Below are 13040 nucleotides of genomic sequence, written 5' to 3'. Positions count from 1 at the left end.
ACTTTGAGTTTTCGTCATTTATTTTCACAACCAGAGGCTTGATCACATTGAGATTTTACCGGCCACGAGGTGGTCGAGACGCGCACCGGAGGCTGCGCCCCGTGTTGAGCGCCGTGTTGAGCCCGGAGGCAAAAGTGAATATGATTCGATTATGAACGGAGAGAGCCGATGCCCGAGACAGACACCGCATCCCCAACGGCCCCGAAGGCAGAGGGCCGCGTTGCCCGACGGCAGAGGCGCAACCGCGCCGCGCTGATCGCAGCGGCACGCGCGATCATGGCGGAAAAAGGCGTCGACGCGGCGACCATGCTGGAAATCGCAGAGCGCGCCGATGTGGGCGCAGGCACGGTATATAACTATTTCAAATCCAAAGATGAACTTGCCCTCGCCGTGCTCGAAAGCCTGATGCAGGAACTGGCGATGCGGATCGAGACGGTCACCGACACGTTCGAGGATCCGGCACAGGTCTACGCTTTCGGCATTCGCACCGTGCTCGACACCGCCACGACCGATCCGCGCTGGCAACAGATGCTGCCGCGCTCCGAGGTGATCGCGGACGCGTTGTTTCGTTGCATGGGGCCATTTGCGATCCGCGATCTGACCAATGCCGTCGCCGCCGGGCGATTTCGCGCCACCGATCCGGCGCTGGTCTGGCGGCTGAGTTGCCATGCCATCATCGGCGTCAGTCTTGCCATCACAGAAGGCCGACAGAGCGCGGACAGCAAGGTTCCGATCATCGCCCGGCTGCTCGCCATGGCAGGGATCGAAGGCGACGGGGCGGAGGAACTGGCCGCCCGGCCCCTGCCCGATTTGCCGTCCATTCAGGCCCTGCCCGTCGGATCGGCACCCTGATCAGGGACGGCGCCTGGAAAGCTGGTTTTCCCGCTCCATCCGCCGTTCCAGATGGTCGCATTCCGAGGCCAGGAATTTCACCAAAGCCTTCCCCACCGGCGCGAGGTTTTCGCCCTTGCGCGTGAGCACGCCAAGAGCCCGGTCCGGGTGTTCGACCTTGATCGGCAGAGAGACGATATTGCCCTGCCCCTGCATCAGGTAGACCACGGAATAAGGCAGCACGGTCAGACAGTTGGAGCGCGCCAGAAAGGACGAGATCGAAGCCAGCGTGCCGCCCGAAAAGGTGAACTGGAAGTTCTCGCTGCCGATGGAAATGATGGCGCGCTTCAGGTCGCGGAACAGCGGGCTGTCGGCGGGCGGCGCGACCCAGGAATAGGCGTCGATCTCCGACAGGGTGATCGGCCCGCGACGCGTCAGCGGATGGCCCTTGCGACAGGCGATGACATTGCGGCCCTCGAGCAGCGGCTGGAAATCCAGATCGAGCGGCACATGCCGGACCTGCATCGGCAGGATTGCCAGATCGAGCGTCTTATTGCGCAGCTTGGTCACAAGGCTTTCGAAATAGCCATAGGTCTGTTCGAACTGCGCGCCGCCGATCCGGTCCTGAAACTCGGCCAGCATGGTGGTGATCACCCCGTCCATGAACAAGGGCGTGCCGCCGATGCGCAGATGCCCGGCGTGGCCTTTACGGAAATTTTCGACCAGCACGCTGGCCTCGCGGTTCAGATTGTGAATCCGCAACCCGATCTCGGCCAGGGTGCGCCCGAATTCCGTCGGTGTCAGGGGCCTCCGCCCCGGTTCGAACAACGGCATACCGAGCCGCTTCTCGAAATTGGAAATGGTTCGCGACACGGAGGGTTGGGACTTGCCCATCGCCTCCGCCCCCTCGGTCAGACCGCCCTTTTCGACGATCATGGCCAGGATTTCGAGATGTTCACTGTCTATCTTCATAACAAAATGAGATATTATCCAGATGCAGATTAAAAGCCACAGAAATTTTGCATCCCTAATGTGGGCACAATGAGGTGGATCGACGCTATCCGGGAAGAGGAGCCCAACCGTCACGAAGGTCCACACCAGTCGCACACCAGAACCGCACAGACGTCACTTAGGGAGGAGACGCATATGTCCGATTACGAAACGGATGTCCTCATCATCGGCACCGGACCCGCCGGCTCGGCCACGGCCGCGTTGCTGTCGAGCTACGGCATCGAGAATATGGTGGTGAACCGCTACCGCTGGCTCGCCAACACGCCGCGCGCCCATATCACCAACCAGCGCACCATGGAGGTGCTGCGCGATCTCGGGCGCGAGGTCGAGGACGAGGCCTATCTGCACGCCACCCACAAGGAGTTGATGGGCGAGAACATCTTTTGCGAAAGCCTTGCGGGCGAAGAAATCGGCCGCATGAAGGCCTGGGGCAATCATCCGCTCTCGGCGGCGGAGCACAAGATGTCCTCGCCCTCGACGATGAACGACCTGCCGCAGACCTTCATGGAACCGATCCTGTTCAAAACCGCCTGTTCGCGCGGCACGCAGGCGAAAATGTCGACCGAATACCTGCGCCACGAACAGGACGATGGCGGTGTGACCACCACCTGCCGCGACCGGCTGTCGGGCAAGGACATCACCATCCGCTCGAAATATCTCATCGGCGCGGACGGCGCGAAATCGCTGGTCGCCGACCATCTCGGCCTGCCCTTCGATGGGCAAATGGGCGTCGGCGGCTCGATGAACATCCTGTTCAAGGCGGATCTGTCGAAATACGTCGCCCACCGACCCTCCGTGCTCTATTGGGTAATGCAGCCCGGCGCGGATGTCGGCGGCATCGGCATGGGTCTGGTGCGCATGGTGCGGCCATGGAACGAATGGCTGATCGTCTGGGGCTATGACATCAACGCCCCGGAACCCAAAGTGACCGAGGAGATGGCCACCGACGTGGCGCGTCAACTGATCGGCGACCCGGAACTGAAGATCGAACTTCTCAGCGCCAACACCTGGACGGTGAACAACTATTACGCCACCGAACTGTCGAAAGGCCGCGTGTTCTGCATGGGCGACGCCGTGCACCGGCACCCGCCCTCGAACGGGCTCGGGTCGAACACGTCGATTCAGGACAGTTTCAACCTCGCATGGAAACTCGCCATGGTGCTCAAGGATCAGGCCGGTGAAGCGCTGCTCGACAGCTACACCGCCGAACGGGCGCCCGTGGCGAAACAGATCGTCACCCGCGCCAACAAGTCGATCGGCGAGACCGGCCCGATCTTCGACGCGCTCGGCATGAGCGAAGGCGTCGACCCGGTGCAGATGCAGAAGAACCTGGAGGCCCGGTGCGACGGCACCTCGGCGGCGGAAAGACAGCGCGAGGCGATCCGCAAGGCCATCGCCTTCAAGAAATACGAATTCGATGCCCATGGCGTGGAGATGAACCAGCGCTACCGCTCCGGGGCCGTGCTCACAGACGGTCAGGTGGAGCCGGATTTCGAACTCGATGCCGAGCTGCATCACCAGCCGACGACCTGGCCCGGCGCCCGCCTGCCGCATACCTGGCTCTATGCCACGGACGGGGCGGAAGTGTCTTCGCTCGATCTTTGCGGCCACGGCAGGTTCACCGTGCTGACGGGATTGGGCGGCGAGGCCTGGTGTGCGGCGGCAGAGGAGCTTTCCTCCGAACTCGGCCTCGAGATCGCCTGCCACGTCATCGGCCCGCGCCGTCCCTACATGGACCACAGCGGCGACTGGGCCCGCGCCAGTGAGATCACCGACACGGGCTGTCTGCTGGTGCGCCCCGACCACCATGTCGCCTGGCGCAGCCACAAGCTTGCCAAGGAACCGAAGGCCGAACTGAAACGGGTTCTGAGCGCGGTGCTCGCGCGCTGACGAAAGACGGCGCCGGGCCTTCCGCTCCGGCGCCTCCCCATTCCACACACACGACGAAGCTGCCCGATCGGCAGAAGCGACGGATGTTTTCCGGGAATTTCGACAAAATTTTCACCAGAGACGCTTTTGAAATCACTCTTGCGAGATCGGGGAAACCATGCTTGTCTCAAGTTTGAGACAACACGTTTGCCGTGTCTTTCCGATCCGGCACGAGACGGTCAGGCAGATTTCAAGCGAGTTCAGAGTGGAAGACACCCAAATCAATTTCCAAGACATCGGCGCACGGCTCAAGGCCCATCGCCTCGGGCGCAACCTCTCGCCGGAAGAGCTTGCGACCCGGCTGAACATTTCCCGCGCCGCGCTTTACCGGGCCGAGAAAGGTGAGATCGCCAAGATCGATATGCTCGCGGCCATCGCCCATGAGCTGCATATGTCTCTGCCGAGCCTTCTGGGCGTCGGCATCGAATATGTCGACAATGCCGTGAGCTTCTTCGAGCGCATGCGTCAGATCGAAGAAGATTGCGAGCAGATCATCGGCCTGTTCAGCCCGATCTCCTATCTGGTGACGACCGGACGCTACGACGCCGTGCTCAAGGATGTTCTGGGCGAATCCGTGCCTGTCTCGGAACATCAGGACATCGACAGAATCCTTGAAATTCTTGAGAGAAGAAAACAGCGTTTTGCGCAAAGGCGGCCTTTGCTCGCCTCGATCATCTCGGATGCGGATATTCGCAAATTCCTGCGTGAAGGCCTTGAGGGACGCCCGGAATTGCCGCAGGAAATCCGCGCACAGCGCCGCAGGATGGCGCTCGCCGAGGTGCGGCACATCGTCGGGATGCTGCGCGCGCCCGACATCGGCATCCAGATCGGCGTCGCCCGCGAACCGATCCCCTCCACCTCCTTTCAGATCATGCGCCAGGCCGGGCGCTCGATCCTCACGATCAGCCCGTTTCGCCTCGGCCACAATCCGAACATTCGTATCGGCGTCGGCCTGATCACTTCCGCCCCGGAAGCGCTCGAACTGCACGAGGGCATCGCGGAGCGGCTGTGGGCCAGCGCGCTCAAGGGGCGCGAGGCGGCGGAACATGTCGAAGACCTGATCGCACGCGAGGGGATCTGACCCGGATTTCAGCCTAAAATTTCATCCAAAAAATAAATCATCTGGTCAAAATCGAATTTCGTCTCATTTTTTAGACTTTTTTATTGACCTGACCTCCGCTTTCGGGAGTCTATGATCTCGAGAACCAAACCAACCGGGAGCGCTACATGTCTCAATCCACCCCCTTTCTGTCCGCCCTGCTGCTGGCCGGGCTCGCCATGGCCAGCCCCGCGCTCGCGCAGGATTACGTGGCCCGCATCGGCCATCTCGAAAGCACACAGCAAAGCCGCCACATCCACCTCGAGAAGGTTGCGGAACTCGTCTCCGAGCGCACCGACGGCGATGTGGAATTCCAGATTTTCCCGCAAGGCCAGCTCGGCAACCAGCGCCAGATGAACGAGGGTGTTCAGCTTGGCACGCTTGAGGCGACCGTCGCGCCCGCCGCTTTCCTCGGCGGCTTCAACCCGCTGGTGTCGATCCTCGACATCCCCTACCTCATCCCCGAAGACCCCGACAAAGCCGCCGCCCTGCGCGACGGTCCCTTCGGTCAGGCACTGCTCGACAGCTTCTCCGACAAGGGCATGGTGGCGATTGATCTCTGGCCCAACGGCAAGAAACAGTTCACCTCCAACGAACCGCTCGACACGCTTGGCGATTTCGCCGGTCAGAAATTCCGCGTCATGGACAGCTCGATCCTGATCGAACAATTCAACGCACTTGGCGCCTCCGCCATCGCGCTGCCGTTCGGTGAGCTCTACACCTCGCTGCAAACCGGCGTTGTCGACGGCGAGGAAAACCCGCTCGACACCATTAAAGCGATGAAATTCTACGAGGTGCAGAAGAACCTCGTGGTGTCCGACCACGGCGCGATGGAGGATGTGATCCTCTTCAACCCGATGTTCTGGGACAGCCTGCCGGAAAACTATCAGACGATCATCAAAGACGCGTTTGCCGAGGTGATCCCGGAGCTGACCGCGCATAAAGCCGCCGCTGTCGAGGGCGCGCTTGAGACCATCAAGGAAGCAGGCACCAATGTGCGTGTCGCCGACGAGGCCGAGCGTGCGGAATTCCGCGATGTGATGTTCGGCCCGGCCTCCGCCGCCTATGTCGCCAAGACCGGCGACGCGGGTCAGACGCTTCTGGACATCTACACCGAAGCCTACGGCAATCTCTGAGACCTGACGGACCCGGCGTCCCCTTCCGGGTCCTTCCGCTCCGCATTCGCCTCAAACCGGATGCGGAGCCACTTCTTCCACGGTGATCGAAAGCCCCCTCATGCACGCCCTCACTCTGCTCCGAACGGTCGAAAGAACCGTTCTCATCGCCCTTTTCCTGATCATGGTGTTTCTCTACACCGGCTCGGTCGTGACCCGAGAAATCGGCGGCACATTCGCCAGCCGCTTCGCCTGGATCGAAGAAGCGGTGCGGATCATGAACCTGTTTCTGGTGTTTCTGGCCCTCGGGCTGGCTTTGGAGCGGGGCAAACATGTGGGCATCACCAATATGCGCGATCGCCTGCCCGAGCCGGTGCGCAAAACGGTGTTGAAACTCATTGATCTCGTTGGGCTTTGCGTGAGCCTTTATGTGGCGTGGCTGGCGCTCGATCTTGTGCAATTCGTGCTCAAATCCGGCCAGAAATCCCCCACACTCGGTGTGCCGATGGGCGTGATCTACCTCGCTCCCGTCGCGGGCTTCCTGCTTTTGGGCCTGCGTTATGGACTCAGCCTTCTGGGACTCATCGACCGCTATCAGGAGGCCGCCGAATGATCTTCGCCCTCATCATCCTCCTCGCCGTGATCCTCCTGGTCGCGGGCTTCGAAATGCTCCTCGTGCTGAGCATCCCCGCGCTGGCCTATAAGGAAGCCTTCTACGCCCGTCTGCCCGACGCGGCCGTGGTGCAGAAGATCGTCGGCGGGATCGACCATTCGACGCTTCTGGCGATCCCGTTCTTCATCTTCGCGGCCAACCTCATGGGTTCCGGCCAGATCGCACGGCAACTCATCTCTGTCGTCAAGGCGCTCGTCGGCCACACCAAAGGCGGCATGGGCCATGTCGTCGTCGGCGGGTCCATGGCCTTTGGCGCGGTCTCCGGCTCCGCCCCTGCCACGGTGGCCGCCATGGGCCGCATGGTCTACCCGGAACTGCGTCGCGCAGGCTATTCCGACAAATTCAGCCTCGGGCTTTTGGTCTCCTCCGCCGAAACCGCGCTTTTGATCCCGCCCTCGATCACGCTCATTGTCTATGGCTGGATCACCGGCACTTCGATCTCGAAACTCTTCGCAGGCGGTCTTGCCGTCGGCGTTCTGCTGGGCCTCGCCTTCTCCGTCTATGTCCGCATCCAGGCCGCGCGCGATGGCGTCACGCACGATGCGCGCCTGCCCTGGCCCGCGCGGTTCAAAGCGATCTGGGAGGCGAAATGGGCGCTCGGCATGCCGGTGATCATCCTGGGCGGCATCTATTCCGGCTTTATCACCCCCACAGAGGCCGCCGCCGTCAGCGTGGTCTATGCGATCCTCGTCGAGATGTTCGTGTTCCGCGCCCTTGATCTCAAAGGCCTCGCCAAGATCACCGAAGACAGCGCGGTGAACACCTCGATCATCTTCGTGCTTCTGGCCATGGGCGGGCTGATTTCCTTCTTCGTCACGCTGGCGCAGGTCCCGAACGAGATCATCGCCTTCCTTGAGGCGACAGGCGCGGGCAAGATCTCCTTCCTGATCGCCGTCAACGTGCTGTTCTTCGTGGCGGGCATGTTCATCGACCCGAACTCGACGCTTTTGGTGCTGGTGCCGCCGCTCTACCCGGTCGCCATGAGTTTCGGCATCGATCCGGTGCATTTCGGTATGCTGGTGACGCTCAACGTCAGCCTCGGGATGATCACGCCACCCTTTGGCCTCGACATCTTCGTCGCCTCCTCGACGCTGAACAAACCCGTGGCGGACATCATCCGAGGCGTCTGGCCCTTCGTGCTGGTGAACCTGATCGTGCTCTTGCTGATCACCTATATCCCGCAAATCTCCCTCTTCATTCCCAAGCTGATCTACGGCTAACCCGAGGCAGACAAATGACTTATCCAACAACCGTGTCCGTCCCTGTTCCGCAGGGGCTCCGGCCCCGCTGTGCCGAAGCGACCTGTATCGTGCGCTCCAATACGCCCGTGAACGGCGAATATCGCCTGCTCACTCTGGACGCGCCCGAGGCCATTCTCGCGTGCCAACCGGGGCAGTTTTTCCAACTCCTGTGCCCCGCGCCCGAGGGGGAAACGCCCTTCCTGCGCCGCCCGATGAGCATCTACGGCTATGACAAAGCCGCGGGCCGACTGGAGTTTCTCTACAAGATTGCAGGCGCCGGCACGCGTGGCCTCGCGACACTGCGCCCCGGTGATCGGTTCAACGTGCTGGGGCCGCTGGGCCAAGGATTTTCGATGCCGGATGACTGGCAAAACCTGATGCTGGTGGCGCGCGGCGTGGGCCTTGCGACCCTCGCCCCTCTCGCCCGTATGGCGCAGGAAAAGGGCCGCAAGCTGACCGCGATTTGCTCCGCCCGCCGCCCTGAATTGGCCATGTCCGTCGAGTTGTTCGAAAGCTACGGCGCCGAGGTGATCGTTGTGCATGACGAGGACGGCAGCTCCACGCCCGAGGCGCTCCGCCCGCTGATCGAGGCGCGCATCGCACGCGGGGACGTGGACGCCTTCTACACCTGCGGCTCGTCGCGCCTGTTGCGGATGCTGCAAGACCTCGGCGACGCGCACGGCATCCCCGGCGAGATCGCCATGGAACAGCAAATGGCCTGCGGTCTCGGCATGTGTCAGGCCTGTGTGCGCAGTTTCCGGGTCGGCGACCGCATCATCCAACGCCGCGTCTGCCGCGAAGGCCCGGTGTTTCCCATTTCGGAGGCGATCTGATGAAAGACCTGCATACTCCTGATCTCAGCACCCGGATCGGCGCGCTGACCTTCCAAAACCCGATCATGCCCGCCTCCGGCACGTTTTCCGAAGACCTCGCCGACGTCTTCGATCTCGATGTTCTGGGCGCGCATGTGCTCAAGACCATCATGCACGGCACCCGCTCGGGCAATCCGACGCCGCGGGTCTGCGATATGCCCTCGGGGATGCTCAACGCCATCGGCATTCCGTCGAAAGGCATCGACTATTTCCGCGACGAGATGCTGCCCTATTGGGCCGGGTTCAAAGCGCCGCTGGTGGTGTCGATCTCGGCGCATTCCATGGATGAATTCGCCCGGCTCTGTTCTGAGGTCAGCCTGCCGGGCGTCGCCGCGATCGAGGCGAATATCTCCTGCCCGAATATCGAGGCCGACGGCAACGCCTTTGCCATGCGCCCCGACACGACCCATGCGGTTGTGACACGACTGCGGGCAGAGACCGACCTGCCGCTGTGGGCGAAGCTCACGCCCAACACCGGCGAGCCGGTCGAGGTGGCCCGCGCCGCCGAGGACGCAGGTGCCGACGCGCTCGTCACCGCCAACACCATGCTCGGCATGTCCATCGACATCACTGCGCGCCGCCCGCGGCTTGGCAATGTCATGGGCGGCATGTCGGGCCCCGCGGTCAAACCCATCGCGCTTCGGATGACCTATCAATGCGCCCGGGCTTGCGACATTCCGGTCATTGGCTGCGGCGGAATGTCGACATTGAATGACGTTTTGGAATTCCTGATCGCGGGGGCCAGTGCGGTGCAGATCGGCACCGCCACCTTCCAGTCCCCCACCGTCATGGCACGACTGATCGCAGAACTGAACGAATGGATGATCGCGCAGGACATTGCCACGCTAGATGAGATCATCGGCACGCTCGAAGCGCCCGAGGCCGGGGTGTTCGAATGAAACACCATCCCACCGCGAAAATCGGGGCAAAGGACCTCGCCGCGCTCGCCACAGAGATGTTCGAGGACATCCGCGCGCTGTCTCGCGACACAGCGGGGGTGAGCCGGCCGGCCTTTTCGGAGATCGAGACCGAAACGCTCGACTATCTTTCGAAACGCGCCCGCGCCGAGGGGCTTTGCTTCGAAGAGGATGCCGGGCGCAATCTGGTGTTTTACCTGCCGCAACATGCCGCCGCCAAGCGCTATACGGTGATTGGCAGCCATGTGGATTCTGTCCCGATGGGCGGAAATTACGACGGGCTTGCGGGTGTGATCGCCGGGCTTATGGTTCTGATCGAGGCGCGCCGGGGCAGCCGCGCCCTGCCCCGTCCGCTGCGGGTTCTCGCGATGCGCGGCGAGGAAAGCGCGTGGTTCGGGGCCTGTTATCTCGGCTCGAAAATGCTCACCGGCACCCTGCCCGAGGCGGAGTTCAACGCAGCCCATAAAGCCGATGGCCGGCCCTTGAGTGCGCATCTCGATGCGCTCGGGATCGACATCGCCCCGGTCAAAGCGCAGGAACCGATCTGCGATCTGAGCCGGATCGAAGCCTATCTCGAACTGCATATCGAACAAGGCCCGCTTCTGGTCGAACGCAACATCCCCGCCGCCGTCGTCACCGGCATTCGCGGCAATTTCCGCTATCGCGATGCGCGCTGCATCGGTCAGGCCGGGCATTCCGGCGCCGTACCGCGCGCCTATCGCCACGACCCGGTGCTGGCCTTTGCCGAGTTGATGCACCGGCTTGACGGCACCTGGCAACACCTGCTCAACACCGGTCAGGATCTTGTGCTGACATCCGGCGTCGTCGGCACCGATCCGACCCGCCATGCCATTGCCCGCATCCCCGACGAGATCGGATTTTCCCTCGACATCCGCTCGCAGGATACCGAAACGCTCGACCGGATGCGCGCCTATCTCAAAGGTGAAATGGCCGACATCGCGCGCTCCCGCGGCGTACGCTTCGAGCTTGGCCCGGAGGTCGCCGTCGCCCCGGCGCTCATGGACCCGACACTGGTCAAGGCGCTGGAAAAGGCCATGGCGCGGGTCAGCGGCGAGGCGTTTTCCATGGCCTCGGGCGGCGGCCATGACGCGGCGGTCTTCGCACAGGCGGGCGTGCCCTCCGGCATGGTCTTCGTGCGCAACCGCAACGGCTCACACAACCCCGACGAGGCGATGGAAATTGCCGATTTCATGGTGGGCGTGGACATCCTCGCCACCTGTCTGGAGGCTACCTCATGAAGGACCCGAAATCCATGCCGCCACATATGCCCTTGAGCCCCGAAACCCGTGCCGATTTCGCCCGACGCACGGCACTTGCCCTTCTCGACATTCGCGCCGTCGAAGTCGCGGGGGAGCGGCCCTTTATCCTGTCATCGGGCATCGCAAGCCCGGTCTATATCAATGTGCGCAAAGTCATCTCCGTCCCTGCCGTGCGCGAAAAGCTTATGGGATTTGCCACCGAGGTGATCGACGCGGAGATCGGGCGCGACCGGATCGACGCCATCGCAGGTGCCGAAACCGCCGGCATTCCCTTTGCCGCCTGGATCGCCGCCGAGACCGGCCTGCCGATGCAATACGTTCGCAAACGCGCACAGGGGTTTGGCCCCGAAGCGCAGATCGAAGGGCTTTGGGAGACCGGTCAGCGCGTGCTTCTCGTGGAAGATCTGACCACCGACGGCGCCTCGAAACTGCGGTTCTGCCAAGCCCTGCGGGCGGCGGGCCTAGTCGTCGAGGACGTGTTCATGCTGTTCCAGTACGACATCTTCCCCGAAACCCGCGATGCGATGGCACGCGCCGACATTCGCCTTCATGCGCTCGCCACCTGGAAAGACATTCTCGACGTGGCCCGCGCGCATGACCGTTTCACCCCGGAACAACGCGATATTATCGCTGAGTTTCTCGATACCCCGCTCGACTGGTCTGCCGCCCATGGTGGCGCACGCAGCCTGACGTTCTAACCCTCTGCGATGTTTTAAGGAGACACCGAATGTACACTTTCCTCCTCGATCTGATCACCGAAAAAGGCCGTGGCATCCACGCCTATGCCGCCGCTTCGAAAGCCGCCTTCGCGCGCGCGCTCGAGGAACCGGATCATGCCACAGCCTTCTATTTCCTTGCCACGACGGCAGAAAACTTCGTCGAGCTGCACGAGCGTCAACCCCTGTCGGGCGAAGAACTCGACCGGAATTTCACCGCCTTTCAGGACGACATTCGTGCTCTGGACGCGGTGGCGCAGGCCGACAAGGCCAAGCAGCTCGAAACCCTCAACACCGTCGTGACGGCCCGCATCGCCCGCAACCTCTGAGGGGCGTCAGCGGCGCTCAGGCCTCGGCAATTGCGGCAAAGGCCCCGGCAAGATCGGGGCCCGACAGCCCCTTGCCCAGAAGAGTCGAGAGCAGCAGGCGCGCCTTTACTGCGGAAAGATCCCCCGCCAGAAGCGCGCCTTGGGCCACCAGCGTCACGCCACCGCTGTCCTTGCCATAGATCGCCTGCGTGCGCCCCTCGTGACAGCGGGACGCCACCACGACCGGGCATCCCGAGGTGACGAGACGCGCCGTGGCATCGCCAAAGCCTCTGGGGGCATTGCCGCGCCCGAAGGCGGACAACACGACCCCCGTCGCGCCCGCCTGCCCCGCCAATTCCATCAGCCGGGGCGAAGTCCCGAGGCCCAACCCGATCAACTCGACATCCCGGTCGAGCGCAGGGGTCTCCAGCACCACGCGGGCCTTGGCCGGACGGGTGTAGAGATGGACGATCCCGTGATCGACCTCGCCGAATTTGCCCAAGCCCACGGAGCGGAAGGTGTCGACCCGCGAGGTATGCGCCTTGGTCACATAGCGCGCGCCATGGATGTCACCCTCGAAGAGGATCACGGCGCCGACACCCGTCAGATCGGCGCAGCCGGCGGCACAGATCGCGTCATGGATGTTGCGCGGGCCGTCTGTGTCTGGCTGACCGGCATGGCGCTGTGCGCCGGTGAAGACCACGGGCTTGTCGCTTTTGACCAGAAGCCAGGCGAGAAACGCGCTTTCCTCCATCGTGTCGGTGCCATGGGTGACGACAACGCCGTCCACATCGTCCCCGGCGAGCACCTCGTCGATCCGGCCACAAAGCCGGTGAATGGTCACCAGATCGAGCGCATAGCTGCCCGCCGCCTCGAAATTCTCGACCGTGACGGAGATGCCTTCAAGCGGCTGGTGCAGGCTTGCCAGCAAGGTTTCACCGCTCAGCCCGGCATTGACGGCACCGGCGGTTTTATCGGCGGCGGAGGCAATGGTTCCGCCCGTGGCGATCAGGACGACATGTTTCATCGGTGTCTTTCCGTGTTCAGA

The 13040-nt window shown here is 62.7% G+C and carries 13 protein-coding genes; 11 read left to right on the top strand and 2 right to left on the bottom strand.

Features of this window, described 5'->3' with window-relative positions:
• Positions 1–168 precede the first annotated feature (168 nt).
• A complete protein-coding gene (locus tag NH195_RS06760) occupies positions 169–852 on the top strand; it encodes a TetR/AcrR family transcriptional regulator (protein WP_066704860.1) in 684 nt (227 codons plus the stop codon).
• Here the strand turns inward: NH195_RS06760 and NH195_RS06755 are convergent, their stop codons facing one another.
• Positions 853–1803: a LysR family transcriptional regulator gene (locus NH195_RS06755; RefSeq protein WP_066704859.1), complete on the bottom strand. Its 951-nt coding sequence runs from the start codon at positions 1801–1803 to the stop codon at positions 853–855.
• 174 nt (positions 1804–1977) lie between these two features.
• Between NH195_RS06755 and NH195_RS06750 the strand changes: the two genes are divergently transcribed.
• The 10 genes from NH195_RS06750 (at position 1978) to NH195_RS06705 (ending at position 12013) form a co-directional block, all read left to right on the top strand.
• On the top strand, positions 1978–3732 hold the full coding sequence (locus NH195_RS06750) for an FAD-dependent oxidoreductase (protein WP_066704857.1): 1755 nt from the start codon (positions 1978–1980) through the stop codon (positions 3730–3732).
• Positions 3733–3976: 244 nt separating this feature from the next.
• Complete coding sequence (locus NH195_RS06745; protein ID WP_066704855.1) at positions 3977–4852, top strand: helix-turn-helix domain-containing protein; 876 nt, start codon at positions 3977–3979, stop codon at positions 4850–4852.
• A 146-nt stretch (positions 4853–4998) separates the two neighbouring features.
• Positions 4999–6006, top strand: coding sequence for a TRAP transporter substrate-binding protein (locus NH195_RS06740; protein WP_066704853.1), 1008 nt, complete (start codon positions 4999–5001; stop codon positions 6004–6006).
• Positions 6007–6106: 100 nt separating this feature from the next.
• Positions 6107–6598 carry a TRAP transporter small permease gene (locus NH195_RS06735; RefSeq protein WP_066704851.1) on the top strand — a complete coding sequence of 164 codons (492 nt, stop codon included), beginning with the start codon at positions 6107–6109 and terminating at the stop codon, positions 6596–6598.
• On the top strand, positions 6595–7878 hold the full coding sequence (locus tag NH195_RS06730; protein WP_066704849.1) for a TRAP transporter large permease: 1284 nt from the start codon (positions 6595–6597) through the stop codon (positions 7876–7878). The genes NH195_RS06735 and NH195_RS06730 overlap by 4 nt, the downstream gene beginning before the upstream one ends.
• A 14-nt stretch (positions 7879–7892) precedes the next feature.
• On the top strand, positions 7893–8732 hold the full coding sequence (locus NH195_RS06725; RefSeq protein WP_066704846.1) for a dihydroorotate dehydrogenase electron transfer subunit: 840 nt from the start codon (positions 7893–7895) through the stop codon (positions 8730–8732).
• Entirely contained in the window at positions 8732–9670 is a 939-nt protein-coding gene (locus tag NH195_RS06720) for a dihydroorotate dehydrogenase (RefSeq protein WP_066704844.1), read from the top strand. Before NH195_RS06725 ends, NH195_RS06720 begins: the two co-directional genes overlap by 1 nt.
• Positions 9667–10947, top strand: coding sequence for a Zn-dependent hydrolase (locus NH195_RS06715; protein WP_066704843.1), 1281 nt, complete (start codon positions 9667–9669; stop codon positions 10945–10947). The genes NH195_RS06720 and NH195_RS06715 overlap by 4 nt, the downstream gene beginning before the upstream one ends.
• The gene (locus tag NH195_RS06710; RefSeq protein ID WP_238379712.1) at positions 10944–11666 is read left to right on the top strand and encodes an orotate phosphoribosyltransferase; all 723 of its coding nucleotides are present in this window, start codon (positions 10944–10946) and stop codon (positions 11664–11666) included. The genes NH195_RS06715 and NH195_RS06710 overlap by 4 nt, the downstream gene beginning before the upstream one ends.
• Positions 11667–11695: 29 nt before the next feature.
• Complete coding sequence (locus NH195_RS06705) at positions 11696–12013, top strand: hypothetical protein (protein ID WP_066704842.1); 318 nt, start codon at positions 11696–11698, stop codon at positions 12011–12013.
• A gap of 16 nt (positions 12014–12029) precedes the next feature.
• Here NH195_RS06705 and NH195_RS06700 read toward each other — a convergent pair whose 3' ends face one another.
• Entirely contained in the window at positions 12030–13019 is a 990-nt protein-coding gene (locus tag NH195_RS06700) for an asparaginase (protein WP_066704841.1), read from the bottom strand.
• Positions 13020–13040: the final 21 nt, after the last annotated feature.

Source organism: Celeribacter ethanolicus (assembly GCF_001550095.1).
GTDB lineage: Bacteria > Pseudomonadota > Alphaproteobacteria > Rhodobacterales > Rhodobacteraceae > Celeribacter > Celeribacter ethanolicus.
Note: the sequence above shows the minus strand (reverse complement) of the source record. Positions and strands in the feature narration are given on the sequence as shown.

What these genes read in the sequence shown, in the direction of transcription:
- NH195_RS06760 (WP_066704860.1), top strand. Translation starts at nt 169, where the DNA reads ATGCCCGAGACAGACACCGCATCCCCAACGGCCCCGAAGGCAGAGGGC.
- NH195_RS06700 (WP_066704841.1), bottom strand. Translation starts at nt 13,019, where the DNA reads ATGAAACATGTCGTCCTGATCGCCACGGGCGGAACCATTGCCTCCGCC.
- NH195_RS06755 (WP_066704859.1), bottom strand. Translation starts at nt 1,803, where the DNA reads ATGAAGATAGACAGTGAACATCTCGAAATCCTGGCCATGATCGTCGAA.
- NH195_RS06735 (WP_066704851.1), top strand. Translation starts at nt 6,107, where the DNA reads ATGCACGCCCTCACTCTGCTCCGAACGGTCGAAAGAACCGTTCTCATC.
- NH195_RS06730 (WP_066704849.1), top strand. Translation starts at nt 6,595, where the DNA reads ATGATCTTCGCCCTCATCATCCTCCTCGCCGTGATCCTCCTGGTCGCG.
- NH195_RS06740 (WP_066704853.1), top strand. Translation starts at nt 4,999, where the DNA reads ATGTCTCAATCCACCCCCTTTCTGTCCGCCCTGCTGCTGGCCGGGCTC.
- NH195_RS06715 (WP_066704843.1), top strand. Translation starts at nt 9,667, where the DNA reads ATGAAACACCATCCCACCGCGAAAATCGGGGCAAAGGACCTCGCCGCG.
- NH195_RS06720 (WP_066704844.1), top strand. Translation starts at nt 8,732, where the DNA reads ATGAAAGACCTGCATACTCCTGATCTCAGCACCCGGATCGGCGCGCTG.
- NH195_RS06725 (WP_066704846.1), top strand. Translation starts at nt 7,893, where the DNA reads ATGACTTATCCAACAACCGTGTCCGTCCCTGTTCCGCAGGGGCTCCGG.
- NH195_RS06710 (WP_238379712.1), top strand. Translation starts at nt 10,944, where the DNA reads ATGAAGGACCCGAAATCCATGCCGCCACATATGCCCTTGAGCCCCGAA.
- NH195_RS06705 (WP_066704842.1), top strand. Translation starts at nt 11,696, where the DNA reads ATGTACACTTTCCTCCTCGATCTGATCACCGAAAAAGGCCGTGGCATC.
- NH195_RS06750 (WP_066704857.1), top strand. Translation starts at nt 1,978, where the DNA reads ATGTCCGATTACGAAACGGATGTCCTCATCATCGGCACCGGACCCGCC.